The organism is Blautia sp. MSK.18.38, assembly GCF_024460535.1.
Classification (GTDB): domain Bacteria; phylum Bacillota; class Clostridia; order Lachnospirales; family Lachnospiraceae; genus Blautia_A; species Blautia_A fusiformis.
In genome coordinates this window covers 1-26028 of record NZ_JANFYP010000035.1, presented here as the reverse complement: position 1 = coordinate 26028, position 26028 = coordinate 1, and the positions used below count along the sequence as shown (strand labels likewise).

The window sequence follows — 26028 nt, the reverse complement described above, 5'->3', positions numbered from 1 at the left end:
CATGGAATCGAGGTGTCTTTCTTTTATGCAAAATCACGAACTTGCTCATTTATAGTAAGAAAGAGAAGGTATTGTAAAATGAATAAGATCACAATGACACTTCAGGTAGATCACCTGATCCTGGAGGCTTTAAAGGAAGATATTTCAAGCGAAGACGTTACCACAAACTCTGTTATGAAAGAAGCAGTTCCGGGAGAGGTAGATCTGATCTGTAAAGAGGATGGAATCATTGCGGGACTGGAAATCTTCAGCCGTGTATTTACGCTTCTGGATGCTGACACAAAAGTGGAGCTGTTCTGCAAGGACGGCGATGAAGTAAAAAAAGGTCAGAAAATGGGAAAAGTTACAGGAGATATCCGGGTGCTTCTTTCCGGCGAGCGTGTGGCACTGAATTATCTTCAGAGAATGAGCGGGATCGCAACCTATACACATTCGGTTGCGTCACTTCTTGAAGGAACAGGAATCACATTGCTGGATACCAGAAAAACAACGCCGAATATGCGTATTTTTGAGAAATATGCTGTTCGTGTAGGCGGCGGACAGAACCACAGATATAATCTTTCTGACGGAGTTCTTCTGAAAGACAATCACATCGGAGCAGCAGGAAGCGTTGCGAATGCTGTAAAAATGGCACGGGAGTACGCTCCTTTTGTCCGCAAGATCGAAGTTGAGGTAGAAACTCTTGATCAGGTAAAAGAAGCTGTTGAGGCCGGCGCAGATATCATCATGCTTGATAACATGACTCCGGAGATGATGAAAGAAGCGGTGCAGCTGATCGGCGGAAGAGCAAAAACTGAATGCTCCGGAAATGTTACAAAAGAAAACATTGCAAAGATCAGGGATGTTGGTGTAGACTATGTATCAAGTGGTGCATTAACGCATTCTGCACCGATCCTTGATATTTCGCTTAAGAATCTTCATCCACTTTCCTGAAAAATGCAGGATTTTACAGAATACCGAGTGCTGTGACAGGAAATACCCCGAATATCAGAAAAGAAGCGTGAATTGCCGGGAGCAGAGGCATAGCATGTGATGTCGGGCCGGGTTGGAGATATCGCGAGAATGAAGGAGAGAGGTATCGGAATAAAAAGTACAGGCACAGCCAGGAAAGGGGAACTTAAATGACTGGTTCAGAACGCAGGACAGCGATCATGGATCAAATTAAAAACAGTGAACGGCCGGTCTCAGGAAGTGCTCTGGCCAGAACATTTCAGGTCAGCAGACAGGTGATCGTGCAGGATATTGCGCTGATACGCGCGGAGGGGAATGACGTGATCTCCACCAATAGAGGATATATTTTTACTGCTCCCCATACTGTGAGCCGGATATTCAAGGTGCATCATACAGATGCGGATCTGGAGAACGAGCTCTGCGGGATTGTGGATCTTGGCGGAAAAGTGATCAACGTAATGGTGAATCACAGAGTTTACGGACATATCGAGGCAGAACTGAATATCAGCTCCAGGCGCCAGGTTGAGAATTTTATGGAGGATATCCGAAGCGGCAAGTCCAGTCCTCTGAAGAATATCACATCGGATTATCATTATCATAAAGTAGAAGCAGAATCCGAGGAAATCCTGGATATGATCCAGGATATGCTGAAACGGCGAGGATTTCTGATCGAAGCAGAATAGCAGAAGTCAGATACAAAAAGAAAAGATATACAGAATGAGAAAATTCTGTTAATATGAAAATAGAGTGATCACGAAAATAGGAGAAGGAATCCTGCATGGCAGGGTTCCTTCTTGCACCCTGCGGAAATGTGCACCTTGTGGAAATGTACAAACAGGGAAAACAGGATGCAGATATGAGGGTGAGAAAAAATACGGTTGGATATGTATGGAGGGGAAATGGATTATCAGAGTATGTTTACATTTATGCTGGAGATGGCAGGAACTATTGCGTTTGCTGCTTCCGGAGCTATGGTGGGGGCGCAGAGAGGAATGGATATTTTCGGGGTCTGCGTTCTTGGAGTGGTGACTGCAGTAGGCGGAGGAGCTACCAGGGATATTATCCTGGGAATCGTGCCGCCGGGAATGTTTCAGGATCCGCTGTATACCATTGTGGCAACCGTGACGTCCTGTATTGTTTTTGCAGTGATGTACTGGAAGCAGGAGCTGCTGGAAGGCGGGAACCGGCTGGTCTATGATAAGGTGATGCTGGTGATGGATACGGTTGGCCTTGGTGTGTTTACTGTCATGGGGGTTGATAAGGGGATTTCCCAGGGATATATGGGAAGAACTTTTTTTCTTGTGTTTCTTGGGACTGTCACAGGAGTTGGAGGCGGCCTTATCCGTGATATGATGGCAGGAGTACCGCCATATATTTTTGTGCGCCATATTTATGCCTGTGCGTCTATTGTAGGGGCCATTGCCTGTGTTTGGATATACAGGCTGTGGGGCGGAGTGCCGGCCATGGTGATCGGAACGGTAGTAGTGATCCTGATCCGGTACCTGGCGGCACATTACCGGTGGAATCTGCCGAGACTGAGAAGAGAATAAAAAAGATATGAAAAGCTCCGGAACATTTAAGGAATAATGTTCCGGAGCTTTTTGGCTTTTATTTGGTTTATATTGCGTAGAAGATTTTATCTGTTCCTCTCATAAGAGAATCATGCGTCTGTATCCTGCAGAGCCAGGAAGCCTTCCTCGCCGGTACGGATCTTGACAACGTTTTCGATATCGTAAACGAAGACCTTACCATCACCGATCTGACCGGTATGAAGAACTTCTTTTGCAGTATCAATAACCTTCTGAACCGGTACAAGACTTACAACGATCTCGATCTTAACCTTCGGACGGAGGTTCATGTCGACCTCAACACCACGATAGTAGGTTGGAGCACCCTTCTGAACACCACAGCCCATAACGTTTGTGATAGTGATACCGGTTACGCCAATCTCGTTCATAGCCTGCATAAACTCATCCAGCTTGTTCTGACGTGTGATGATAACAACCTTTGTCAGTTTGTGTACACCGTCTGCAGGAATTTCAGGAACAGATTCAGCAGGAGCAGAAGGAGCATGTTTTACAACAGGGGCTTTTACGGAAGTTCCCATTGGAGTCGGAGCCTTTGTCATGGTATCCTGTACAAAGAATCCATCGTATGCACTTGCGAGGCCATGCTCTTTCATATCCAGACCTGCGATCTCTTCCTCAGCGGAAACACGAAGTCCGATGGTGTGTTTGATTACCTGGAAGATAATTGTCATAGTAACAGCAACCCATGCGATGGTGATAACCATACCAATAAACTGAACACCGAAGCCATGGAAACCACCGCCTGTGAGAAGACCTTTCCACTCGGTACCTGCACCGTCGGAGAAAAGACCGACAGCAAGAGTTCCGAAAGCACCGTTAAGACCGTGAACGCCAACAGCACCAACCGGGTCATCAATTTTGAGAACTTTATCAACAAATTCAATACCAAATACTACAATGAATCCGGAGAGGATTCCGATGATAGCTGCAGATGTAGGAGATACGGTATCGCAGCCTGCTGTGATGGCTACCAGTCCTGCAAGAGAACCGTTCAGGGACATGGAAACATCCGGTTTTTTATAGCGGATCCATGTGATCAGCATAACTGTTACAGTAGCAACAGCAGCTGCAAGGTTTGTTGTTACGAAGATCTTTCCGGCGCTTACAATGGCATCGCCTTCCATGCTGACAGTAGATGCACCGTTGAAACCGAACCAGCAGAACCAGAGAATGAATACACCAAGTGCACCAACTGTAAGGTTATGTCCCGGGATCGCTCTGGATTTACCGGATTTAGAATATTTTCCGATACGAGGTCCGAGGATGATGGCACCGATCAGTGCAGCAACACCACCAACCATGTGAACGGCACAGGAACCTGCGAAATCATGAAATCCCATTTGGCTGATAAAGCCGCCGCCCCAGATCCAGTGACCGGATACAGGATATACAACGAGACTGATCAGTAAACTGTAGATACAGTAGGAGATGAATTTAGTACGCTCTGCCATGGCACCGGACACGATGGTAGCAGAAGTAGCACAGAATACAGTCTGGAAGATGAGAAATGCCCAGAAAGGAACTCCATCCGGAAGCATTGCGTTTCCGTAGTTTGCCTCTGAGGCGATTCCGCCGATCTTGCCGAAGAAACCGTTTCCTGCACCGAACATGATGCCAAATCCAACCAGCCAGAAGACCGGTGTACCGATACAGAAGTCCATCAGGTTTTTCATGATGATATTTCCTGCGTTTTTTGCTCTTGTGAATCCTGTTTCGACCATTGCAAATCCAGCCTGCATGAAGAAGACCAGTGCTGCACCGACGAGGACCCAAGTTGTGTTTACTGAAGAATACATAGTAACACTCCCTTTCACAATTTTTTTCTTTCCTATTATGTATAGAAAGAATTTTTGTAATACCGGACAGAAAAAAACAGATAGAATTTATCCAGTATCAGTATAACGAAAAAGCGCAGGAGAGAGGAAATTCTCTTCCGCGCCTTTACGAAATCAAAATTAGTATATGTAAAACAGGGGATATCTGTATCGTGTGATTAATGGATGAGGAAATCGATAATGAATTATGAAGTAGAGTTCATAAGGGATATCCCCTGTATTTACCGTATGAAATTGTTATCTGATATCCGTGATCAGATGGAGAATAACAGCTCGTCGTAGGTCGGATAAGGAAGTAACTCATCCGGGATCAGAGCCTCTGCCTCATCTGCAGATTTTCTTAAAGTTTCCATGTCTTCCAGAACAGTTTCCTGATAAGCCTTGGAGCATGCAAGTACATCGTCAGAAGAAGCAAGAGCTTTTGCTGTATCTGCTTTCAGAGTTTCCAGATCTTTTGCCATGGTATCTGCAAGTGTACTCAGTTTGGAGATCAGAGCAGCTTCACTTGCTACAGAAATATCAGCTACTACGGATTTCTTTGCAGCTGCAGTATCTGCAAGCTTTTCAACATATGTATATACAGAAGGAATTACCTGCTTCTGGATCATCTCAGCCAGAGTGTTGGACTCGATGTTGATGGTCTTGTAATAGTTCTCAAGCCAGATCTCGTAACGGGAGAAAAGCTCTTCCCTTGTAAAAATGCCATGCTTTGTAAACAGCGCAATGTTCTTCTCAGCAATGAAATGCGGAAGTGCATCCGGAGTTGTTTTCAGATTGTAGAGACCACGTTTCTCAGCTTCTTCAACCCATTCGTCTGTATATCCGTTTCCGTTAAAGATGATGCGTTTATGCTCTTCAATGGTCTTCTTAAGAAGTGCATGTACTGCGCTTTCCATTTCTTCTTCCGGAACATCCTTAAGAGCTGCGCTGAATTCTGCAAGAACCTCTGCAACAGCGGTATTCAGTACGATGTTCGGGTTTGCGACAGATGCTGCAGAACCAAGCATACGGAACTCAAATTTGTTTCCGGTAAATGCAAATGGTGAAGTACGGTTTCTGTCTGTGGTATCCTTTATGAAGTGCGGAAGTACCTTTGCTCCGATATCCATCTGTACCGCATGCTTATTGCTGAAGAAGGTATCGTTTTCAATAGATTTCAATACGTCTGTCAGCTCATCTCCAAGGAAGATGGATACGATCGCAGGCGGTGCCTCGTTTGCTCCAAGACGATGATCGTTTCCGGCGCTTGCAACGGATACGCGGAGAAGATCAGCATAATCGTCAACGGCTTTGATGACAGCTACCAGGAATACCAGGAACTGTGTATTTTCTGCCGGTGTTTTTCCTGGATCAAGAAGGTTTACACCTGTGTCTGTGCTCATAGACCAGTTGTTGTGTTTACCGCTTCCGTTGATTCCCTCAAATGGTTTCTCGTGAAGGAGGCAGACCATGTTGTGCTTGTCGGCAACCTTCTTCATGATCTCCATGGTCAGCTGGTTGTGGTCAACAGCAACATTTGTGGTATCAAATACAGGAGCCAGTTCGTGCTGTGCAGGAGCAACCTCGTTATGTTTTGTTTTTGCTGGAATGCCAAGCTTCCAAAGTTCTTCGTCAAGATCATGCATGTAAGCAGCAACGCGAGGCTTCAGGGCTCCGAAGTAATGATCTTCCATTTCCTGTCCTTTTGGTGCAGAAGCGCCCAGAAGAGTACGGCCGCAGAAGATCAGGTCTTTTCTCTTTTTGTAAAGATCCTTGTCAACCAGGAAATATTCCTGCTCAGGTCCTACGGTTGTGTCGATGTGACGGACCTCTTTGTTTCCGAGGATGTGAAGAATACGAACCGCTTCTTTGTTCAGAACATCCATGGAACGAAGAAGAGGAGTTTTCTTATCCAGTGCCTCTCCGCTGTAGGAACAGAATGCAGTAGGAATGTAAAGAGTTTTATCTTTAATGAATGCAGGTGAAGTAGGATCCCATGCTGTATATCCTCTTGCTTCAAAAGTAGCACGAAGTCCGCCTGACGGGAAGCTGGATGCATCCGGCTCACCTTTTACCAGCTCTTTACCGGAGAAATCCATGATCACCTGTCCGTCACCTGTAGGGGAGATGAAGCTGTCATGCTTTTCAGCAGTTACGTTTGTCATCGGCTGGAACCAGTGTGTGTAATGTGTCGCACCGTTTTCAGTAGCCCATTCTTTCATTGCAACTGCTACGGAATTTGCAACGTCCAGTTCCAGATGAGTTCCGTTTTCAATTGTTTTCTTTAATGCTTTGTACATGTCCTTTGGCAGTTTGCTTCGCATCACTTTGTCATTGAATACAAGGCTGCCATACATTTCAGGGATACTCTGTGCCATATAGGTACACTCCTTTCGATTTCACTCATTCATTATAATTTTTAATTATTTTATAAGGACCGCTGCCGGAAGAACCGGGTATAAACGGACCGGAAAACAAAAAAAGCGCTTCAGATACCTGCCGTATCCAAAGCGCCTTTGCTTTATGTGTTGCAGTATACACCAAAATAAAATATTGTCAAGAGCTTTTTTGAAAAAATCTAAAAAATTGACCAGGGCGATCGGACTGTCGGAAAATAGGCAGGGTTGACAAATCTTGTCCTTTTATTATAATCTGATATCGTAGTTATACAGTCGAAAAGTCAGCGATCGCTATAAGTGATCGAGGCAAAAGAAGCTTTTTGACCAGTGACAAAGATGTACAATACGGAAAGAACAGATGGAGGGAAATATGTCAGGAGTAAAGGAAGAATGTGGCGTATTCGGGATTTATGATCTGGATGGAGGGAATATTGCACCATCTATTTATTATGGTCTTACCTCGCTGCAGCACAGGGGACAGGAGTCCTGCGGAATGGCCGTTTCAAGGACGGACGGAGAAAGAGGAAACGTACAGTTCCATAAAGATCTCGGACTGGTAAGCGAAGTTTTACGAAAAGATGTTGTACATAATATGAATGGTGATATCGGAATCGGACATGTTCGTTATTCCACCACCGGAGAATCTGTCGCAGAGAATGCACAGCCGCTGGTACTTTCTTATATCAAGGGAAGTCTGGCACTTGCGCACAACGGAAATCTGGTTAATACAGAAGCTCTGAAATGGGAGCTGATCCAGACAGGCGCAATTTTCCATACAACTACCGACTCAGAGGTTATCGCGTTCCATATCGCAAGAGAACGTGTGCATTCTGCCACTGTAGAGGAAGCAGTACATAAAACCGTAGAGAAGATCCGCGGAGGATATGCTCTTGTGATCATGAGCCCCCGGAAGCTGATCGGTGCCCGTGATCCTTACGGACTGAAACCCCTCTGTCTTGGAAAAAGAGATAATGCCTATGTCCTTGCATCTGAAAGCTGCGCGCTGACATCTGTAGGAGCGGAATTTATCCGTGATATTGAACCGGGTGAGATCGTCACGATCACCAAGAACGGACTGAAATCCAGTAAACTGACTGAGAAGAAAAAGCATGCTCATTGTGTTTTTGAATATATTTATTTTGCAAGACTGGACAGCACCATGGATGGCGTGAAAATCTATGATGCAAGGATCCGTGGAGGAAAATCTCTTGCAAAATCCTATCCGGTAGAAGCGGACCTGGTGACCGGTGTACCGGAATCCGGACTTCCGGCAGCAAAAGGCTATTCTGAGGAATCCGGAATCCCGTTTGGCTTTGCGTTCTATAAAAACAGTTACATTGGAAGAACTTTTATCAAGCCTACACAGCAGGAGAGAGAGTCCAGTGTCCATCTGAAGCTGAGCGTTCTGGAATCTGTGGTGAAGGGGAAGAGAATCGTTCTGGTGGATGATTCCATTGTCCGCGGAACTACCATTGCCAATCTGATCCACATGCTGAAAGAAGCAGGAGCAAAAGAAGTCCATGTACGTATCAGCTCCCCGCCATTTTTACATCCCTGTTATTTTGGTACCGATGTGCCGTCCAATGACCAGCTCATCGCAGCACAGCACAGCACGGAAGAAATCCGTAAGATGATCGGTGCAGACTCCCTGGGTTATATGCAGATCGATTATCTGGAAGGCATGGCAGGTGGACTTCCGCTGTGTAAAGCATGTTTTGATGGCAATTATCCGATGGAAATACCGGCAGAAATCAAACAGGATTAATGAACTATGTGGAATTAATCTCACAGTAAAAAATAATGGATTGAAAAACGAAAATGTAAAAACTGCACAATAAATATATAAAAAACCCGGATTTTGTCATATAAAATCCGGGTTTTTATAGAAAGACTCTTAAAAACGATAAAAAACATCAACTTGACAAATCTGACAATATGAGACATAATGTGGGACAACCAGATGAAAAAGGCCGCTGGTCTGGAATATACAGGAAAACAGCAAGACCGAAAAAAGGCCGGTTTTTTGCCGAGATAAAAGAAAGGATGATATTTATGTCTAAAAAAATTAGATTGAATGCGACAGAGGATGTTAAAGAATTTGTTAAGGCTGCAAGTAAATGTGATTTTGATGTAGATATTTCATATAACAGAATTTTAATTGATGCAAAATCTATTCTTGGAATCCTCAGCATGGATCTGACCAGAGTTCTTACAGTAACCTGTCATGGCGAGGATCATGAGTTTGATCGTTTCCTTCAGAAATATGCAGTTGCCTGACAGACAGTGCAGAGACAGACAAGATATGAAAGACATAAAAAGAAAAGGCAGACGTGACTGCAGAGACAGGAGATCAGTTTGAAATCCTCAGCAGGCGTCTGTTTTTTCTTTACATCCATTTCATAGGAAGAAATTCCGCAGACTATATGAAAAATCAGTTATTGACAAATAAAAAAAAATAGTTTATAGTAAACCATATTTTATATGAAAGATAACTGACAAAGGCGTCAGGAACGGATACCACAGGGGAATTCTCACCCCTTGAAATCTGTTCCGGACGCCTTTTTGTTGTGGGACACAAAATGGAGGAGGAAATCGAAGATGGCAGTAAAGTATGTTTTTGTAACAGGTGGAGTTGTTTCCGGTCTGGGAAAAGGAATTACCGCAGCGTCTCTTGGGCGCCTTCTGAAAGCCAGAGGGTATCAGGTGACCATGCAGAAATTTGATCCCTACATTAATATTGACCCGGGAACTATGAATCCCATTCAGCATGGAGAGGTTTTTGTAACGGATGACGGTACAGAGACTGACCTTGACCTTGGACATTATGAGCGTTTCATTGATGAAAGCCTTGACAAAAATTCCAATGTGACAACCGGTAAGATTTACTGGTCTGTTCTTCAGAAAGAGCGTCATGGTGATTTCGGCGGAGGTACCGTTCAGGTGATCCCGCATATTACCAATGAGATCAAGAGCCGTTTTTACAGAGCAAAATCCGCAGACGAAGACAGAATTGCGATCATCGAGGTTGGTGGTACAGTCGGTGATATTGAGAGCCAGCCGTTCCTGGAATCCATCCGTCAGTTCCAGCATGATGTGGGACATGACAATGCGATCCTTATCCATGTAACTCTGATCCCGTATCTCCGTGCTTCCGGAGAGATGAAGACAAAACCCACCCAGGCCAGTGTAAAAGAACTTCAGGGAATGGGAATCCAGCCGGATGTTCTGGTATGCAGAAGTGAGTATCCTCTTACCGAGGATATCCGTGGAAAGATTGCCCTGTTCTGTAATGTGCCTGTAAGCAATGTGCTTCAGAATCTGGATGTGGAATATTTATATGAAGCTCCTCTTGCAATGGAGAGAGAAAAGCTTGCAGACGTAGTACTGCAGAGCTTAAGACTGGAGAATCGCAAACCAGATCTTACAGACTGGGAAAATATGGTAGAAAATCTCCGCCACCCGGATAAAACTGTGAAAATCGCCATGGTTGGTAAATATACACAGCTTCATGATGCATACTTGAGTGTTGTGGAAGCACTGAAGCATGGCGGGATCTCTTGCCGTGCAAAGGTTGATATCACCTGGGTGGACTCCGAAGAACTCAATGAAAAAAATTTGGATCAGACTCTCCATTCTGTAGATGGAATCCTGGTTCCGGGAGGATTCGGAAACCGTGGTACAGAAGGAATGATCCTTGCGGCACAGTATGCAAGAGTTCATAAGATCCCATACCTTGGGATCTGCCTGGGAATGCAGATGGCTATTGTGGAATTTGCCCGCCATGTGCTTGGATATGAAGATGCCAACAGTATTGAGCTGGCACCGGAAACAACACATCCGGTCATTGCCCTGATGCCGGATCAGGAGGATGTGGAAGATCTTGGAGGAACTCTTCGTCTTGGAAGCTATCCGTGTGTGCTTGCAGAAGGCTCCAGATCCTATGAGCTTTTTGGAAAGAAAGAGATCCAGGAACGTCACAGACATCGTTATGAGGTAAACAACGCATTCCGTAAGGAACTGGACGAAAAGGGAATGTCCATTGTAGGAACATCCCCGGATGCTCACATTGTTGAGATGATCGAAATTGCCGGACATCCGTTCTTTGTGGGAACACAGGGACATCCGGAATTTAAATCCAGGCCAAACCATGCACATCCACTGTTCCGTGGATTTGTGCAGGCGGCAGTTGATAAAAAGACGGCAGAAGAAGCTGCAATGAAAGGATGAGAAAAATGAGAGAAGTAGCAAATCAGCAGCAGGGCCTCTACCGCCCTGAATTTGAACATGATAACTGCGGTATCGGAGCCGTTGTTAATATAAAAGGAAAGAAAACACATGATACAGTTGCCAATGCTCTTAAGATCGTAGAGAATCTTGAGCATCGTGCTGGTAAGGATGCAGAAGGAAAAACCGGTGATGGTGTCGGTATCCTTCTTCAGATCTCCCACAAATTTTTTAAGAAGGTCTGTAAAAAAGAAGGCTTTGATATCGGCGGAGAGAGAGAATACGGTGTAGCCCAGCTCTTTTTTCCACAGCAGGAGATCAAACGTGCCCAGGCAAAGAAGATGTTCGAGATCATCGTGGAAAAAGAGGGTCTGGAGCTTCTTGGATGGCGTACAGTACCGGTCTTCCCGGAGGTTCTTGGTCATAAAGCAAAAGAGTGCATGCCGTGCATTATGCAGGCATTTGTTAAAAAGCCGGAGGATGTGGAAAAAGGTCTTGCCTTTGACCGTATGCTTTACATCGCACGTCGTGAATTTGAACAGAGTAATGATAATACTTACGTAGTTTCCATGAACAGCCGTACCATCGTATACAAAGGTATGTTCCTGGTAGGACAGCTCCGTACCTTCTTTGGCGATCTTCAGAGCCAGGATTACGAGTCTGCCATTGCAGTGGTACATTCCCGTTTCAGTACCAACACGAATCCAAGCTGGGAGAGAGCACATCCGAACCGTTTCATCGTACATAACGGTGAGATCAACACGATCCGCGGAAACGCCGATAAGATGCTTGCACGTGAGGAAAACATGGAGTCTCCGTATCTGAAGGATGAGCTTCACAAGGTCCTTCCTGTAGTTAACCGCAATGGTTCTGACTCTGCAATGCTTGACAATACCCTGGAATTCCTGGTTATGAGTGGAATGGATCTTCCACTTGCAGTGATGATCACGATTCCGGAGCCATGGGCAAACAACGATACGATTTCTCAGGAGAAGAGAGATTTTTATCAGTACTATGCGACTATGATGGAGCCATGGGACGGTCCTGCGTCCATTCTGTTCTCAGATGGCGATGTAATGGGAGCAGTTCTTGACAGAAACGGTCTTCGTCCATCCAGATACTATATCACATCTGATGGCTATATGATCCTTTCCTCCGAGGTTGGTGTTCTTCCTGTGGATGAGGAGAAGATCGTATTAAAAGAACGTCTTCATCCGGGAAAAATGCTTCTGGTTGATACCGTTCAGGGTCGTGTCATTGATGATAATGAGCTCAAAGAAAAATATGCGAAAAAACAGCCTTATGGTGAGTGGCTGGACAGCAATCTGGTACAGCTTCGTGATATCAAGATCCCGAATCAGAGAGTTGTCGAATACACTCCGGAGGAGAGAGCACGCCTTCAGAAAGCCTTCGGATATACTTATGAGCAGTACCGTACTTCGATCCGAAACATGGCATTAAACGGCGCAGAAAGCATCGGAGCCATGGGACATGATACTCCCCTTGCAGTATTTTCCAAGGAACATTATCCGTTGTTCGATTATTTCAAGCAGCTTTTTGCACAGGTAACAAACCCGCCGATCGATGCGATCCGTGAGGAGATCGTTACTTCTACAAGTGTATATGTAGGTAAAGACGGAAACCTTCTGATCCAGAAGCCGGAGAACTGCCAGGTGCTGAAGATCAACAATCCGATCCTGACCAACACCGATATGCTGAAGATCAAGAATATGAAAAAGGACGGCTTCAAGGTTGTAACACTTTCTACATTATATTATAAGAGCACAAAGCTTGAACGTGCCATTGACCGTCTGTTCGTAGAGGTAGACAAAGCCTTCCGTGAGGGAGCAAACATCCTGGTCCTTTCTGACCGCGGTGTGGATGAGAACCATATGCCGATCCCGTCCCTGCTGGCGGTTTCCGCAGTACATCAGCATCTTGTAAAAACAAAGAAGAGCACTTCCCTTGCCCTGATCCTGGAGTCAGGTGAGCCGAGAGAGGTACATCATTTCGCAACACTCCTCGGATATGGTGCAAGTGCAGTCAATCCGTATCTGGCATTGGATACGATCCATGAGCTGATCGATACACATATGCTGGATAAGGACTATTACGCAGCCGTTGATGATTACAATCATGCAGTGATCAGCGGTATCGTAAAGATCGCTTCCAAGATGGGTATTTCCACTATCCAGTCCTATCAGGGATCTCAGATCTTTGAGGCAATCGGAATTTCCCAGGATGTGATCGATCGTTACTTTACAGGAACCGTAAGTCGTGTAGGCGGAATCACATTGGAAGATATCGAGGATAATGTAGAAAAACTTCATTCTGAGGCATTTGATCCCCTTGGACTTGCCACAGATCTTACTCTGGACAGCGTAGGTGCCCATAAGATGAGAAGCCAGGGTGAGGAGCACAAATATAACCCGCGTACCATTCATCTTCTCCAGCAGTCCACAAAACAGGGCAGCTATGAGATGTTCAAGGAATATACAAAGCTGGTGGATGACGAGGGTCATGGAAACTTAAGAGGTCTTCTGGACTTTAAGTTTGCCAAGGAGCCTATTCCGATCGACCAGGTTGAGAGTGTTGAGGATATTGTAAAACGATTTAAGACAGGTGCCATGTCCTACGGTTCTATTTCACAGGAAGCACATGAGACACTGGCTATTGCCATGAACCATCTCCATGGAAAATCCAATACCGGTGAGGGTGGTGAAAGTGATGAGCGTCTGGATTCTGCAGGAACAGACAATGACCGCTGCTCTGCGATCAAACAGGTAGCCAGCGGACGTTTCGGCGTTACCAGCCGTTATCTGGTTTCCGCAAGAGAAATCCAGATCAAGATGGCACAGGGGGCAAAGCCGGGTGAGGGCGGACATCTTCCTGCAAAGAAGGTATATCCGTGGATCGCAAAAACCCGTCATTCCACACCGGGAGTCAGCCTGATCTCTCCGCCGCCACATCATGATATCTATTCTATCGAGGATCTGGCAGAATTGATCTATGACCTGAAAAACGCCAATAAATATGCGGATATTTCCGTAAAGCTGGTTTCTGAGGCGGGTGTTGGTACGGTTGCAGCCGGTGTAGCAAAGGCCGGTGCACAGACTGTTCTGATCTCCGGATATGACGGAGGTACAGGAGCAGCGCCAAGAAGCTCTATCCATAATGCAGGACTTCCATGGGAGCTTGGACTTGCAGAAACACACCAGACGCTGATCATGAACGGACTTCGTAACCGTGTACGTATCGAGACAGACGGTAAGCTGATGAGCGGCCGTGACGTTGCCATTGCAGCACTTCTCGGTGCAGAGGAATTCGGTTTTGCAACAGCGCCACTTGTAACGATGGGCTGCGTGATGATGAGAGTCTGCAATCTGGATACCTGCCCGGTAGGTGTGGCTACACAGAACCCGGAGCTGCGTAAGAGATTCCGCGGAAAACCGGAGTATGTGGAGAACTTCATGCGCTTTATTGCACAGGAGCTGAGAGAGTACATGGCACGCCTTGGTGTTGCCACCATCGATGAGATGGTAGGTCGTACAGACCTTCTTACAGTTTCTGACAGTGTGCAGGAGCCGCATAAGGGTAAGGTTGACTTAAGTGCCATCCTGAATAACCCATATGCAGGAAAGGGCAAAGTAACCTTTGATCCGAAGGCTGTATACAATTTCAATCTTGAGAAAACTCTGGATGAAAAAGTTCTGGTCAAGAAATGTGCACCGGCGATCCAGAAGGGTGAGAAAGTTTCTGTTGATGTAAATGTTACCAATACAGACCGTGCATTTGGTACCATCCTCGGATCTGAGATCACAAGAAATCATAAGGATGGACTTCCGGAGGATACGGTAACTGTAAACTGTACAGGTGCAGGCGGACAGAGCTTCGGTGCCTTTATTCCGAAAGGACTGACATTGAAACTGACCGGTGACAGCAACGACTACTTCGGAAAAGGCCTTTCCGGTGGAAAGCTGATCGTTAAGGTTCCAGAGAAGGCCGGATACAAGGCTGAAGAGAACATCATCGTCGGAAACGTGGCACTCTATGGTGCGACCAGCGGAACTGCATTTATCAACGGTGTTGCAGGTGAACGTTTTGCAGTCCGTAACTCCGGTGCAGTGGCAGTAGTTGAGGGTGTTGGTGAGCATGGATGCGAGTACATGACCGGTGGCCGTGTGGTAGTTCTCGGAAAAACCGGAAAGAACTTCGCGGCAGGTATGAGTGGCGGTATCGCTTATGTTCTTGATGTGGACAACGTTCTTTACAAGAACCTTAACAAAGCAATGATCTCCATTGAAAAAGTGGATAATAAATATGATAAAAAAGAGCTTCGTGATCTCATCGAGGCTCATGTAGAAGCAACAGGCTCCGAGATCGGTAAGAAGGTGCTGGCTGATTTTGATTCCTATCTGCCTCACTTCAAAAAACTCATTCCGGATGAGTACAAGAGAATGATCACATTAAGTGCAAAGCTGGAAGAAAAAGGTCTGACCAGCCAGCAGGCACAGATGGAAGCATTCTATGAGAGCATCGGCGTGAAACATTAAGGAGGATGAGGAAATGGGAAAGCCAACTGGATTTTTAGATTATGAAAGAGAAACGGCAAAGGTTCTGCCGCCAAAGGAACGTATTCAGAATTTCAACGAATTTCGTATTCCATTAAATAAAGAAAAACAGAAACTTCAGGGAGCACGCTGCATGGCCTGCGGCGTCCCCTTCTGCCAGTCAGGTATGATGATCGGCGGAATGGCTTCCGGCTGCCCGCTGCACAACCTGGTTCCTGAGACAAATGATCTTGTGTACACAGGAAACTGGAAGCAGGCATTCCTTCGTTTAAACAAGACACACAGCTTTCCGGAGTTTACATCCAGAGTGTGTCCAGCACTTTGCGAAGCTGCATGTACCTGTAACCTGAACGGAGATCCGGTCAGCACAAAAGAGAATGAGAAAGCGATCATTGAGACAGCCTATGCAGAAGGATGGGTAAAACCGCAGATCCCGCCTGTCCGCACAGGAAAGACGATCGCAGTCATCGGAAGTGGCCCTTCCGGACTGGCAGCAGCACAGCAGCTGAACCGCCGTGGCCACAGCGTAACCGTATTTGAGAGAAACGACCGTATCGGAGGACTTCTCCGCTACGGCATTCCGAACATGAAGCTGGAGAAAAAGATCATTGACCGCAGACTAAAGCTGATGGAAGAGGAAGGCGTGAAATTTGTTACCAATATCAATGTTGGTGTTGACATCACTGCAGAACAGCTTCTGAAGGATTATGACCGTGTCATTCTCTGCTGTGGAGCTTCTCATCCGAGAGATATCAAGGTTCCGGGAAGAGATGCCAAGGGAATTTACTTTGCAGTGGATTTCCTGAAGCAGGTAACAAAAAGTCTTCTGGATACAGATTTTGCAAAATTCCCATATGAGCTTGCAAAGGGCAAAAATGTTCTGGTCATCGGCGGTGGTGATACCGGTAATGACTGTGTGGGAACATCCATCCGTCTGGGGGCGAAATCTGTAACACAGCTTGAGATGATGCCGCAGCCTCCTGCAGCAAGAACTCCTTCCAATCCATGGCCGGAGTGGCCGAAGGTCCTGAAAACCGATTACGGCCAGGAAGAGGCTATTGCAGTATTCGGCCATGATCCTCGGATCTATCAGACAACCGTTACCGAGTTTATCAAGGACAAAAAAGGAAATGTCTGCAAGGCCAAGATTGTAAAACTGAAAGGCGTAAAGGATGAAAAGACCGGAAGATTCAATATGGTACCGGTTGAGGGCAGTGAGGAAGTGATCCCTGCAGATGTGGTCCTTATTGCGGCCGGCTTCCTTGGCAGCGAGAAATATGTGACAGATGCTTTCCGTGTAGCGCTTACACCAAGAACCAATGTGGAAACAAAACCGGAGCAGTATGCAACAAGCGTAGATCGTGTGTTCACAGCAGGTGATATGCATCGTGGACAGTCCCTTGTCGTATGGGCGATCCATGAGGGACGTGAGGCTGCGAAAGCAGTGGATGAATCACTGATGAGCTATTCATATTTACAGTAAAATAACAGATACCAGGGGCAAAAGGTCAAAAAAACTGTTCGTGTTTCCGCGATAAAGCTTTTGAACTTTTGCCCCTTTTAAAAAATGGTTGACAAAGAATTGACCGATTGCTATAATTACGTCCATGAACAAGGGTGTTCTTCAGGAGCGGAAGCTCTCTGAAGTGCACCCTTTTTCTGATTTTGAGGGTAATTATTTTGTGTGATGAGGAAATAAAGGAGAGAATACTATGGGGAATTATACCAGAGAAGAGATTCTTGCAATGGCAGAGGAGGAAGACGTAGAGTTCATCCGCCTCCAGTTTACAGATATGTTTGGAACTCTGAAAAATATTGCGATCACAGCAAGAGAGCTTCCAAGAGCCTTGGATAACCAGTGCGTTGTATATGGCTCTCATATTGCGGGCATTGTGGGAGAAAAGGAGCCGGATCTGATCTTGTATCCGGATTATAATACTTTTTCAATTCTTCCATGGCGTCCTCAGCAGGGAAAGGTTGCAAGACTGATCTGTGATATGCGCCGTGCAGACGGATCAGAGCATGAGATGAGCTCCAGATATATTCTGAAAAAAACAGCGCAGGCAGCAGAGAAGGCAGGGTATACCTGTTATGTTGACCCGGAATGCGAGTTTTTCCTGTTTCATATTGATGATAACGGAATGCCTACAACGGTTTCTCACGAAAAGGCCGGATATCTGGATGTAAGTCCGGTGGACTTAGGCGAAAATGCAAGACGTGACATGGTACTGACTCTTGAGGATATGGGATTTGAGGTGGAATCCTCTCATCATGAGACAGCACCTGCACAGCATGAGATCGCCCTTCATTACGGGGAAGCACGTGAGATGGCAGACGAAGTTATAACCTTTAAGATGGCAGTAAGAACTGTAGCCAAACGTCATGGACTTCATGCGACATTTATGCCGAAGCCAAGACGGGAAGTAAACGGTTCAGCCATGCATATCCATTTTTCACTGTTTAAAAATGGAAAAAATATTTTCGTGGATCCGGAGGATCCGTCCAGATTAAGTGAAGAGGCATACTATTTTATCGGAGGTCTTCTGGCTCACAGCCGTGAGATGACTCTGATCACCAATCCGCTTGTAAATTCTTATAAGCGTCTTGTACCTGGATTTGATGCGCCTACAGAGCTGACCTGGACGAGAAATAACCAGAATTCACTGGTAAGGATTTCGAGAGTCAATGGTGCTGATACCAGGATCGAGCTTCGAAGCCCGGATGCTGCATCCAACCCATACCTTGTTTTTGCGGTATGCCTGGCAGCGGGCCTGGATGGAATCCAGAAGAAGATCTATCCTACAAAAGCTTCTAACCGTTCTCTTTCCGAGTCGGATCAGAAGGAACAGGGTATCGAGAATTTACCGGAGAACCTGCGGGAAGCGATCACACTGTTTGAGGACAGCAGCTGGATGAAGGAAATCCTTGGAGAAGCTTTCTGCAAACAGTATGCGCAGGCAAAGAGAAAAGAGTGGCTGCGTTATTCCCAGGAGATTTCCGACTGGGAGATCGAGGAGTATCTGTATCGGATCTGATGAACGAGGCATAATGGGACGAAAGAGAGTGGCGGCTTATGAACACGAGTATCGTGATTGCATTACCGAAAATAGAAGATGCAAAAAAGATCCGCACAGTCCTTAACCGATATGGATTCACGGTGGCGGCAGTATGCAATTCAGGTGCCAATGCCCTTGCCAGTATCTCGGAGCTTGATGGCGGCGTTCTGCTTTGCGGTTATCATCTTCAGGATATGTACTACCGTGATCTTCTGGACTATATGCCGGATTATTTTGAAATGCTGCTTATGGCCTCCCGGGGAGTGATCAGTGAGGCGCCAACATCCATTTTATGCGTGGGAATGCCTCTGAAAGTCGGAGATCTGGTAAATACGGTAAGCATGATGCTTTCCCAGATCGAAAGGCGTTGGAAAAAAGATAAGAAAAAGCCGAAGCAGCGTTCATGGAAAGAACAGAATTATATTTCAAATGCAAAGATGCTTCTAATGGAAAGAAATCACCTGAGCGAGGATGACGCATACCGCTATATCCAGAAATGCAGTATGGATTCCGGAACCAATATGGTTGAGACGGCCCAGATGGTTCTGATGCTTTTATATGATTCTGTGTAAAAAACAACAAAAAACAGCAGAGCGGACAGGAATGATCTGTTCTGAATGACTGATATCACACCGGATCGGGAAAAATTCCGCAGGGGATTTCCTGATTCGGTGAAACTACTTTGAATTGGAGGATGAGGGAATGGAATTTATGGATGGAATCTGTAAGACTAGAGAATGTGCCTGGGATGTGCTTCTTTCCGAGAGCATGAAAGACCAGGAAACAACAGTGGAAGGTGCAATACACAGCATCCGTAATATGGGTGACGTGGCATTTGTGATACTTCGAAAAAAAGAAGGGCTTTTTCAGACCGTATATGAAAACGACAAGACAAATGTTTCCATTCATGATCTGAAGGAGGCAATGTGTGTGCGCCTCACAGGAACTCTTCATGAGGAAGAAAGAGCGCCTCACGGAAGAGAACTCCGCATCAGCCATGTGGAGATCCTTTCCTCACCTGCAGAGCCTCTTCCGCTGGCCATCGACAAATGGAAGCTGAACACTTCCCTGGAGGCAAAGCTGAATTATCGTCCTATCGCCCTGCGTAATGTGCAGGAGCGTGCAAAATTCAAGATCCAGGAGGCTCTGGTGCGAGCATTTCGTGATTACCTCTATGAGAAGGGGTTCACCGAGATCCACACACCGAAGATCGGAGCCAGAGGTGCAGAGGGTGGTGCAAACCTGTTCAAGCTGAGTTATTTCCATAAACCGGCAGTTCTGGCACAGAGCCCGCAGTTTTATAAACAGATGATGGTGGGTGTTTTTGACCGTGTATTTGAGACCGGCCCTGTATTCCGTGCAGAGAAGCATAACACAAAACGTCATCTGAATGAATATACAAGCCTTGATTTTGAGATGGGCTATATCAACGGATTTGAGGATATCATGGAGATGGAAACCGGATTTCTCCAGTATGCGGTAGAACTTCTTAAGAAAGACTACGCTCATGAGCTTTCCATTCTGAAAGTGGAGCTTCCGAAGGTGGACAAGATCCCGGCAGTACGTTTTGACAAGGCCAAAGAGCTGGTAGCTGAAAAATATAAACGTAAGATCCGCAACCCATATGATCTGGAGCCGGAGGAAGAAGCGCTGATCGGAAGATATTTCAAAGAAGAATATGATGCTGATTTTGTTTTTGTCACACATTATCCGTCTAAGAAGCGTCCGTTCTACGCAATGGATGATCCGTCAGATGAGAAATTTACATTAAGCTTTGACCTTCTGTTCAAAGGACTTGAGGTGACAACAGGCGGACAGCGTATCCATGATTATCAGATGCTGAAGGATAAGATCGCAGCCCGTGGTATGGATGAAGAGGGTATGGAGCAGTATCTGGATACCTTCAAGCATGGAATGCCGCCTCATGGAGGACTTGGAATCGGACTGGAACGTCTTACCATGCAGATCCTCGGAGAAGAAAACGTTCGTGAGACCTGTCTGTTCCCACGTGATATGAACAGACTTGAGCCGTAATAAGGAGAAAAAAGATGGCAAAGATAATCGATGATGAAACAATGGAAAATGTCTGCATCCTTGCAAAGCTTTCTCTGACAGAGGATGAAAAGGAAAAAGCAAAAGAGGACATGCAGAAGATGCTGGACTATGTAGACAAGCTGGATGAGCTTGACACCTCTTCCGTAGAGCCCATGTCCCATATTTTTGAGGACGAAAATGTATTTCGTGAAGATATTGTGACAAACGGAGACAATCATGAGGCGATGCTTGCCAATGCACCGAAACAGAAAGAAAACCAGTATCAGGTTCCGAAAACAATTGGATAAGACAGGAGACAGGACATGGATTTGGGAAAATTAACCGCATTACAGCTTGCGGAAAAGATCAAGCAGCATCAGATAAGCGTCCTGGACGGTGTGAAATACGTATTTGATCAGATCGAAGCAAAAGAGGACAAGGTCCACGCTTATCTTGATACTTACAAAAAAGAAGCCTATGCAAGAGCAAAAGAGGTACAGAAGGGCATTGAGGATGGAACCTATACAGGACCTCTTGCCGGTGTACCTATTGCAATTAAGGATAATATCTGCATTAAGGGAAAAACAACTACCTGTGCATCGAAGATCCTTGAGAATTTTGTGCCGCAGTACAATGCCGAGGTTATTGACCGTCTGGAACAGGCAGGTCTTGTGATCATCGGAAAGACAAACATGGATGAGTTCGCCATGGGAAGTACCACAGAGACATCCGCTTACGGCGTCACCAGAAACCCGTGGGATCTGGAGCATGTTCCGGGCGGCTCCTCTGGCGGTTCCTGTGCGGCAGTGGCAGCAGGGGAAACTTACCTGGCACTTGGCTCCGATACTGGCGGTTCCATCCGTCAGCCAAGTTCCTACTGCGGTGTTACCGGAATCAAACCGACCTATGGTACAGTATCCCGTTACGGACTGGTTGCCTACGCATCCTCTCTGGACCAGATCGGACCGGTTGGAAAAGATGTTGCAGACTGTGCGGCACTTCTTGAGATCATTGCCGGACACGATGCCAAGGACAGCACCTCCATGAAGAGAGAGGATCTTGATTTCTCCGCTTCTATGACGGATAAGATTGTGGGAATGAAATTCGGCGTGCCGAAGGAATATCTCTCAGAGGGACTGAACCCGGAGGTAAAAGAGGCCTTTATGAATACGCTGAAGAGCCTTACCGAGATGGGCGCAGTGGTAGAATTTTTCTCCATGAAGACAACAGAATATATGATCCCTGCTTACTACATCATTGCCAGCGCAGAGGCCAGCTCCAACCTGGAGCGTTTTGACGGCGTGAAGTACGGTTTCCGTGCAAAAGAGTACGAGGGACTTCATGACATGTACAAAAAGACAAGGACTGAAGGTTTCGGCGAGGAAGTAAAGCGCCGTATCATGCTTGGCTCCTTTGTGTTAAGCTCCGGTTACTACGATGCTTACTATCTGAAAGCACTTCGCACAAAAGCCCTTATCAAAAAGGAATTTGATCAGGCCTTTTCCAAATATGACGTTCTTCTTGCCCCGGCATCACCCTTTACGGCGCCGAAGCTGGGAGAGAGCCTGAAAGACCCGCTTGCCATGTATCTTGGCGATATTTATACGGTAGCAGTAAATCTGTGCGGACTTCCCGGAATCACAGTTCCATGCGGAAAAGACGCAGCAGGACTTCCAATCGGGATCCAGATGATCGGTGACTGCTTCAAAGAAAACAACCTGTTCCGCGCAGCACACGCCTATGAGAAAAAACGCGGTGATTTCGGAACAGCAATGGAAGGAGGAGAAAAGGCATGAAACAGTATGAGACAGTCATAGGACTTGAGGTGCATGTGGAGCTTGCCACAAAAACAAAGATCTTCTGCGGATGCTCCACAGAATTCGGAGGCGCACCAAATACACATACCTGCCCGGTCTGCACCGGTATGCCGGGCTCTCTTCCGGTCCTCAACAAAAAAGTGGTAGAGTTTGCCATCAAGGCAGGTCTTGCGGCAAACTGTCATATCCATCAGTACTGTAAGTTTGACCGTAAGAACTATTTTTACCCGGATAACCCCCAGAACTATCAGATCTCTCAGCTGTATCTGCCAATCTGCTATGACGGAGCTGTTGAGATCGAGACTTCCGCAGGCAAAAAGACTGTACGTATCCATGAGATGCATATGGAGGAGGATGCCGGTAAGCTGATCCATGATGAGTGGGAAGACTGCTCCCTGGTTGACTACAACCGAAGTGGGGTACCGCTGATCGAGATCGTATCCGAGCCGGATATGAGAAGCTCCGAGGAGGTTATCGCATATCTGGAAAAGCTCCGCTGCACCATGCAGTATCTTGGAGTTTCTGACTGTAAGCTCCAGGAGGGCTCCATGCGTGCCGATGTCAACCTTTCCGTCCGTGAGGTGGGAAGTGAGACCTTCGGAACAAGAACAGAGATGAAGAACCTGAACTCCTTTAAGGCCATTGCGAGAGCAATCGAAGGAGAGAGAGAACGTCAGATCGAGCTTCTGGAAGAAGGAAGAGCCGTTGTACAGGAGACAAGAAGATGGGACGATAACAAAGAGTCTTCCCATGCTATGCGTTCCAAGGAGGATGCAAAGGATTACCGTTACTTCCCGGACCCGGATCTTCCGCCGATCCACATTTCCGATGCATGGATCGAAGAGCTGCGTACTTCCATTCCGGAGCTTCGTGAAGCCAAGATGGAGCGTTATCAGAAGGAGTATGAGCTTCCGGCTTATGATGCAGGGATCCTGACCGAATCCAGACATCTGGCAGGACTTTTTGAGGAGACAGCAGTTCTTCTCGGAAACCCGAAAAAGGTGGCAAACTGGTTTATGGTGGAGGTTCTCCGCCTGACAAAGGACAAGGGCCTTGATCCGGAAAGGGTAAGCTTTACCCCGAAGCATCTGGCAGACCTTCTTTCCATGGTGGAGAAAAAAGAGGTCAGCGCACAGAATGCCAAGAAAGTATTTGAAAAAGTGTTTGACGAGGATATTGATCCGGTTGTATATATAGAAGAGAATGGTCTTAAGATCGTAGAAGATACAGGACTTCTCACCGAAACTGTGAAAAAGATCGTAGATGCAAACCCTGGACCGCTGGCAGAGCTTCTGGGCGGCAAGGATAAGGTTATGGGATTTTTTGTAGGACAGCTGATGAGAGAACTGAAAGGCAAGGCAAATCCTGACAGCGTCAGAAAAGCACTGGCAGAGGAAATTGAGAGAAGGAGATAAAATACTATGGTTACAGTAAATCAGAATTATTTAAAACTTCCGGGAAGCTATCTGTTTTCCAATATCGCAAAGAAGGTAAGCGCATATAAGGAGGCCAATCCGGAATTTAAGGATTCTGTGATCAGTCTTGGAATCGGTGATGTGACACAGCCGCTTGCACCGGCGATCATCGATGCCCTTCATAAATCCGTAGACGAGATGGCACACGCAGAAACCTTCCACGGATATGCTCCGGATCTCGGATATGAATTCTTAAGAAGTGCCATTGCAAAAAATGATTATCAGTCCAGAGGCTGCGACATCAGCGCAGACGAGATCTTTGTTTCCGATGGAGCAAAAAGTGATTCCGGAAACATCCAGGAGATCTTCGGACTGGATAACAAGGTTGCAGTTTGCGACCCAGTTTATCCTGTATATGTAGATACCAACGTTATGGCCGGACGTACTGGTCTTTATAACAAAGAGCGTGAGAACTTTGACGGTGTGATCTACATGCCCTGCAAAGAGGAGAATGGTTTCCTTCCGGAGATACCGGCAGATGAAGTACCGGATCTGATCTATCTCTGCTTCCCGAACAATCCTACCGGCGGTGCTATCACAAAGGCAGCTCTTCAGGAGTGGGTCGACTACGCCAACAAAAACGGCTGCGTGATCATCTATGATGCAGCATATGAGGCATATATTTCCGAGGAGGATGTCCCGCACAGCATTTATGAGTGCGAGGGTGCGAGAACCTGTGCCATCGAGCTTCGAAGCTTTTCCAAAAATGCTGGCTTTACAGGCGTTCGTCTTGGATTTACCGTTGTTCCGAAGGAACTGGTGCGTGATGGCGTAGAGCTTCACAGTCTCTGGGCAAGACGCCACGGAACCAAGTTTAACGGTGCTCCGTACATTGTACAGAGAGCAGGCGAGGCTGTTTACTCTCCGGAGGGAAAAGCACAGCTGAAGGAGCAGATCGCTTATTACATGCGTAATGCAAAGACGATCCTGGAGGGACTTTCCGCAGCAGGATTTTCCGTGTCCGGTGGAAAAAATGCTCCATACATCTGGCTGAAAACACCGGATCAGATGACCTCCTGGGAGTTCTTTGATTATCTCCTTGAGAAAGCACACATCGTAGGAACACCAGGTTCAGGCTTTGGTGCACATGGTGAGGGATATTTCCGTCTGACAGCATTCGGAAGCTATGAGAATACTCTTGAGGCAATTGAGAGAATTAAAAATCTGTAATATGAGTATAAATTGCGGAGCAGGTCTTTGGAAAAGAGCTGATTCGTTTTTAACCGGATCAAAGAAGTATCCTGCTTCAATTGCGAATAGAAGCTCCAGACAGGGTTGCGAAAAGCAATAAACAGTGGGGAAAATTTGCCTGTAAGTTAATTTGCGAAAATAACAATAAGGATTGCGAAAATTTATCATATCATTTATAATTGTACAGGAAGTAAGGCACAGGCCGCAGAAAGCCTGTGTTCATAAAATTTCACAAATTTACGCAATCACGAAAGGGGATTTTATCATGGGTATCAGAAGAGTAGAAAATATGTGCGGCGGTAAAGGCCATGTGATCATCAAAGACATTCTTGAGGGAGACGAGCTGAAGGGAAAATGCGGACTTTACGCACAGGTTACCATCGAAAAAGGATGTTCTCTGGGATACCATGAGCATCATGGCGAGACAGAAACCTACTATATCTTAAGCGGTGAAGGCGAGTACGACGATAACGGCGTGAAACGCCCGGTAAAGGCCGGCGACATCACCATCACACCAGATGGAAAAGGACACGGTCTTACCAATACAGGCGACACAGATCTTGTGTTCATGGCACTGATCATTTTTGACTGATCCATATAGAAGAAAACAGAAGTGAGACAGAAGGGCAGCCTTTTTGAAGAGGCTGCTCTTTTTACGACTGAGGCGTAACCTGTGTCGGAGTATAAATTCTGGGATGAAAGATTCTCTGTCTCAGATTGTTATTAAACGAAATGTATTAATTGTATAAACAAAAAATATTTTTGGATTTTTTTAGAAAAAAACTGTTGACATACAAAAAGCACTTTGCTATACTATCACTTGTCGCGAGGGAGAAGATAAAGAATCCCGAAGAAATGCGATATGCGGAAGTGTCGGAACTGGCAGACGAGCAAGACTAAGGATCTT

General features: G+C 46.1%; 18 protein-coding genes. 16 read left to right on the top strand and 2 right to left on the bottom strand.

Annotation, left to right across the window (positions count from 1 at the left end):
- Window positions 1–78: 78 nt before the first annotated feature.
- The 3 genes from nadC to NE638_RS16105 all read left to right on the top strand — a co-directional run bounded on the left by nadC (window position 79) and on the right by NE638_RS16105 (window position 2501).
- Entirely contained in the window at window positions 79–933 is an 855-nt protein-coding gene (gene nadC, locus NE638_RS16115; RefSeq protein ID WP_173746715.1) for a carboxylating nicotinate-nucleotide diphosphorylase, read from the top strand.
- 188 nt (window positions 934–1121) lie between these two features.
- Window positions 1122–1634, top strand: coding sequence for a transcription repressor NadR (locus NE638_RS16110; RefSeq protein ID WP_021651124.1), 513 nt, complete (start codon window positions 1122–1124; stop codon window positions 1632–1634).
- Between the two features lie 216 nt (window positions 1635–1850).
- Window positions 1851–2501, top strand: a complete 651-nt coding sequence (locus NE638_RS16105) for a trimeric intracellular cation channel family protein (protein WP_044961278.1) — start codon at window positions 1851–1853, stop codon at window positions 2499–2501.
- A 110-nt stretch (window positions 2502–2611) separates the two neighbouring features.
- On the opposite strand, the gene NE638_RS16100 is transcribed toward NE638_RS16105, so the two are convergent.
- Window positions 2612–4336: an ammonium transporter gene (locus tag NE638_RS16100; RefSeq protein ID WP_022426742.1), complete on the bottom strand. Its 1725-nt coding sequence runs from the start codon at window positions 4334–4336 to the stop codon at window positions 2612–2614.
- A gap of 293 nt (window positions 4337–4629) precedes the next feature.
- The gene (locus NE638_RS16095) at window positions 4630–6732 is read right to left on the bottom strand and encodes a glutamine synthetase III family protein (protein ID WP_015525742.1); all 2103 of its coding nucleotides are present in this window, start codon (window positions 6730–6732) and stop codon (window positions 4630–4632) included.
- A 391-nt stretch (window positions 6733–7123) separates the two neighbouring features.
- On the opposite strand from NE638_RS16095, the gene purF reads away from it, so the two are divergent.
- From purF to NE638_RS16030, 13 genes are all read left to right on the top strand, one after another.
- Window positions 7124–8518, top strand: coding sequence for an amidophosphoribosyltransferase (purF, locus tag NE638_RS16090; protein WP_015525743.1), 1395 nt, complete (start codon window positions 7124–7126; stop codon window positions 8516–8518).
- A 287-nt stretch (window positions 8519–8805) separates the two neighbouring features.
- Window positions 8806–9030, top strand: a complete 225-nt coding sequence (locus NE638_RS16085) for an HPr family phosphocarrier protein (RefSeq protein WP_022426744.1) — start codon at window positions 8806–8808, stop codon at window positions 9028–9030.
- A 321-nt stretch (window positions 9031–9351) separates the two neighbouring features.
- Window positions 9352–10980 (top strand): CTP synthase, encoded by a 1629-nt coding sequence (locus NE638_RS16080; protein WP_022426745.1) that lies wholly within the window; start codon window positions 9352–9354, stop codon window positions 10978–10980.
- A complete protein-coding gene (gene gltB, locus NE638_RS16075) occupies window positions 10977–15530 on the top strand; it encodes a glutamate synthase large subunit (protein WP_015525746.1) in 4554 nt (1517 codons plus the stop codon). The genes NE638_RS16080 and gltB overlap by 4 nt, the downstream gene beginning before the upstream one ends.
- Before the next feature lie 13 nt (window positions 15531–15543).
- The gene (locus tag NE638_RS16070) at window positions 15544–17031 is read left to right on the top strand and encodes a glutamate synthase subunit beta (protein WP_173746713.1); all 1488 of its coding nucleotides are present in this window, start codon (window positions 15544–15546) and stop codon (window positions 17029–17031) included.
- A 229-nt stretch (window positions 17032–17260) separates the two neighbouring features.
- Entirely contained in the window at window positions 17261–18583 is a 1323-nt protein-coding gene (locus NE638_RS16065) for a glutamine synthetase family protein (RefSeq protein WP_173746711.1), read from the top strand.
- 38 nt (window positions 18584–18621) lie between these two features.
- On the top strand, window positions 18622–19176 hold the full coding sequence (locus tag NE638_RS16060) for an ANTAR domain-containing response regulator (protein WP_015525749.1): 555 nt from the start codon (window positions 18622–18624) through the stop codon (window positions 19174–19176).
- Between the two features lie 130 nt (window positions 19177–19306).
- A complete protein-coding gene (gene aspS, locus NE638_RS16055) occupies window positions 19307–20638 on the top strand; it encodes an aspartate--tRNA(Asn) ligase (protein ID WP_173746709.1) in 1332 nt (443 codons plus the stop codon).
- A 14-nt stretch (window positions 20639–20652) separates the two neighbouring features.
- Complete coding sequence (gene gatC, locus NE638_RS16050) at window positions 20653–20946, top strand: Asp-tRNA(Asn)/Glu-tRNA(Gln) amidotransferase subunit GatC (protein WP_110102034.1); 294 nt, start codon at window positions 20653–20655, stop codon at window positions 20944–20946.
- Between the two features lie 15 nt (window positions 20947–20961).
- On the top strand, window positions 20962–22434 hold the full coding sequence (gene gatA / locus NE638_RS16045; RefSeq protein WP_173733608.1) for an Asp-tRNA(Asn)/Glu-tRNA(Gln) amidotransferase subunit GatA: 1473 nt from the start codon (window positions 20962–20964) through the stop codon (window positions 22432–22434).
- Window positions 22431–23870, top strand: a complete 1440-nt coding sequence (gatB, locus tag NE638_RS16040) for an Asp-tRNA(Asn)/Glu-tRNA(Gln) amidotransferase subunit GatB (protein ID WP_092069315.1) — start codon at window positions 22431–22433, stop codon at window positions 23868–23870. Before gatA ends, gatB begins: the two co-directional genes overlap by 4 nt.
- A 6-nt stretch (window positions 23871–23876) precedes the next feature.
- Complete coding sequence (locus NE638_RS16035; RefSeq protein ID WP_021651140.1) at window positions 23877–25100, top strand: LL-diaminopimelate aminotransferase; 1224 nt, start codon at window positions 23877–23879, stop codon at window positions 25098–25100.
- 286 nt (window positions 25101–25386) lie between these two features.
- A complete protein-coding gene (locus tag NE638_RS16030; RefSeq protein WP_015525755.1) occupies window positions 25387–25713 on the top strand; it encodes a cupin domain-containing protein in 327 nt (108 codons plus the stop codon).
- Window positions 25714–26028: the final 315 nt, after the last annotated feature.

Excerpts from the sequence above, each read along its gene's own strand:
- NE638_RS16095 (WP_015525742.1), bottom strand. The coding sequence starts at position 6,732 with ATGGCACAGAGTATCCCTGAAATGTATGGCAGCCTTGTATTCAATGAC.
- gatC (WP_110102034.1), top strand. The coding sequence starts at position 20,653 with ATGGCAAAGATAATCGATGATGAAACAATGGAAAATGTCTGCATCCTT.
- NE638_RS16110 (WP_021651124.1), top strand. The coding sequence starts at position 1,122 with ATGACTGGTTCAGAACGCAGGACAGCGATCATGGATCAAATTAAAAAC.
- NE638_RS16100 (WP_022426742.1), bottom strand. The coding sequence starts at position 4,336 with ATGTATTCTTCAGTAAACACAACTTGGGTCCTCGTCGGTGCAGCACTG.
- gltB (WP_015525746.1), top strand. The coding sequence starts at position 10,977 with ATGAGAAAAATGAGAGAAGTAGCAAATCAGCAGCAGGGCCTCTACCGC.
- NE638_RS16035 (WP_021651140.1), top strand. The coding sequence starts at position 23,877 with ATGGTTACAGTAAATCAGAATTATTTAAAACTTCCGGGAAGCTATCTG.
- NE638_RS16080 (WP_022426745.1), top strand. The coding sequence starts at position 9,352 with ATGGCAGTAAAGTATGTTTTTGTAACAGGTGGAGTTGTTTCCGGTCTG.
- NE638_RS16085 (WP_022426744.1), top strand. The coding sequence starts at position 8,806 with ATGTCTAAAAAAATTAGATTGAATGCGACAGAGGATGTTAAAGAATTT.
- NE638_RS16070 (WP_173746713.1), top strand. The coding sequence starts at position 15,544 with ATGGGAAAGCCAACTGGATTTTTAGATTATGAAAGAGAAACGGCAAAG.
- purF (WP_015525743.1), top strand. The coding sequence starts at position 7,124 with ATGTCAGGAGTAAAGGAAGAATGTGGCGTATTCGGGATTTATGATCTG.
- NE638_RS16065 (WP_173746711.1), top strand. The coding sequence starts at position 17,261 with ATGGGGAATTATACCAGAGAAGAGATTCTTGCAATGGCAGAGGAGGAA.
- NE638_RS16060 (WP_015525749.1), top strand. The coding sequence starts at position 18,622 with ATGAACACGAGTATCGTGATTGCATTACCGAAAATAGAAGATGCAAAA.
- nadC (WP_173746715.1), top strand. The coding sequence starts at position 79 with ATGAATAAGATCACAATGACACTTCAGGTAGATCACCTGATCCTGGAG.
- gatA (WP_173733608.1), top strand. The coding sequence starts at position 20,962 with ATGGATTTGGGAAAATTAACCGCATTACAGCTTGCGGAAAAGATCAAG.
- aspS (WP_173746709.1), top strand. The coding sequence starts at position 19,307 with ATGGAATTTATGGATGGAATCTGTAAGACTAGAGAATGTGCCTGGGAT.
- NE638_RS16030 (WP_015525755.1), top strand. The coding sequence starts at position 25,387 with ATGGGTATCAGAAGAGTAGAAAATATGTGCGGCGGTAAAGGCCATGTG.
- gatB (WP_092069315.1), top strand. The coding sequence starts at position 22,431 with ATGAAACAGTATGAGACAGTCATAGGACTTGAGGTGCATGTGGAGCTT.
- NE638_RS16105 (WP_044961278.1), top strand. The coding sequence starts at position 1,851 with ATGGATTATCAGAGTATGTTTACATTTATGCTGGAGATGGCAGGAACT.